Source organism: Halomonas sp. (genome assembly GCF_031581305.1).
Lineage (GTDB): Bacteria > Pseudomonadota > Gammaproteobacteria > Pseudomonadales > Halomonadaceae > Halomonas.
In genome coordinates this window covers 1-1891 of record NZ_JAVLBC010000319.1, presented here as the reverse complement: position 1 = coordinate 1891, position 1891 = coordinate 1, and the positions used below count along the sequence as shown (strand labels likewise).

At 66.2% G+C, this 1891-nt stretch carries 2 protein-coding genes; both read right to left on the bottom strand.

All coding sequences use genetic code 11. The features are described from left to right. Positions 1-179: 179 nt before the first annotated feature. Positions 180-809, bottom strand: coding sequence for an outer membrane lipoprotein chaperone LolA (lolA, locus tag RI841_RS16260; protein WP_310706672.1), 630 nt, complete (start codon positions 807-809; stop codon positions 180-182). Between the two features lie 113 nt (positions 810-922). Then, positions 923-1891: FtsK/SpoIIIE domain-containing protein (locus RI841_RS16255; protein ID WP_310706671.1), on the bottom strand; the 969-nt coding region annotated here is incomplete at its 5' end.

The window sequence follows — 1891 nt, the reverse complement described above, 5'->3', positions numbered from 1 at the left end:
CAAGCGGCCAAGCGGCCAAGCGGCCAAGCGGCCAAGCGGCCAAGCGGCCAAGCAGGATAATCTAGCCCAAAAGAACCCCCCGCCGGACCAGACATCCGACGGGGGCACTCATTCATTGCCTCAACGCCTGCCACTCGCCACCGGACAGCTTGGCGGCTCGGTGCTTTAAGCTCGGCGCTTTACTGCGTGTCGCGGATCACGTCGGTGCCTTCGGGGATCTCGAAAGTAAAGCGGCTGTCGTCCAGCGGCTCGTTCATGCGCACATTGTCGAACTCGATGGCGGTGCGCTGCCCGGTACTGTCGGTCATCTGCAGCAGGTCCAGGGCCTCGCCACGGAAAGTCATCTGCAGCTCCTCGAACAGGGTATCGGGATCCTTGGGCACCAGGGTGAAGGTCTCGCTGCTGCCCTGCTGGCGTCGGGTGACGTCGTAGCTGGTGGTCAGCTCGTCGGCACTGCCGGACAGCAGCAGGGCCGGGGTATGGGTCACGCGCTGATCGAGCGGCTGCACGGTGGCCTGTTCCAGGTCCGGATCGTAGAGGGTGACCTCCTCGCCCGCGGAAACCACCAGCTGCGCGTAGGGGGCATCCACCTCCCAGCGGAACTTGCCGGGACGCGATAGCCACATGCGACCACGGGCCTCCTGCAGGCGCTGGCCGCTGCCATCAAGGATCTGCTGCTCGAAATCCGCCACATAGGACTCAAGCGGCTCGAGAATATCTGCCAGGCGCTCGGCACCCTCGCTGGCCAGGGCCGTCATCGGCACAGCGAGCGTCATGGTCAGCGCGGCGAGGATCTTCTTCAGTCTCATTCTCTCTGTCTCCCTGGACGGTCCATCATGGCATCCTCTCACTCGGACCCCGGGTGCCCCGGCAGGTTGCAGCCCTGACGAGGCTTTCATCATTGCTGCAAGGTTGCAGCGCGTCAGTCGCCCACCGGCGGCGGGGCCAGTACCTCGCGCGCGCCGTTGGTACCCATGGTGGAGACCACCCCGGCCATCTCCATGGATTCGACCAGTCGCGCCGCCCGGTTGTAGCCGATCTTGAAGCGGCGCTGAACCGCCGAGATGGAGGCACGGCGACTCTCGGTAACGAAGGCTACCGCCTCATCGTAGAGGGCGTCCTGCTCGGCATCGTCATCACCGCGGCCCTCGGCTTCCAGGCCGGTCAGGGCCTCGGCAGAGACGCCGCCGGCAAGGATCTCGTCGATGTACTCCGGCTCGCCGCGCCGCTTCCAGTCCTCGACTACCCGATGCACCTCGTCGTCGTCGACGAAGGCACCATGAACGCGGGTCGGCATGCCGGAGCCGGCCGGCAGATAGAGCATGTCGCCGTGGCCGAGCAGGTTCTCGGCCCCGCCCTGGTCGAGGATGGTGCGCGAGTCGACCCGGGACGAGACCTGGAAGGCCATGCGGGTGGGGATGTTGGCCTTGATCAGGCCGGTCACCACGTCCACCGAGGGCCGCTGGGTGGCCAGGATCAGGTGGATGCCCGCGGCGCGGGCCTTCTGGGCCAGGCGCGCGATCAGCTCCTCGACCTTCTTGCCGACGATCATGAACATGTCGGCGAACTCGTCGATCACCACCACGATGTAGGGCAGCTTCTCGAGTACCGGCGGCGCCTGGTGCATCTCCCAGGGCTGCGGCTCCCACAGCGGGTCGGCGACCTGAGCGCCAGCGCGCTCGGCCTCATCGAGCTTACCGTTGAAGCCGGCGATGTTGCGCACGCCCATGGACGCCATCAGCTTGTAGCGACGTTCCATCTCGGCCACGCACCAGCGCAGGGCGTTGGCGGCCTCCTTCATGTCGGTGACCACCGGCGCCAGCAGGTGCGGAATGCCGTCGTAGACCGACAGCTCCAGCATCTTCGGATCGACCATGATCATTCGCACCTG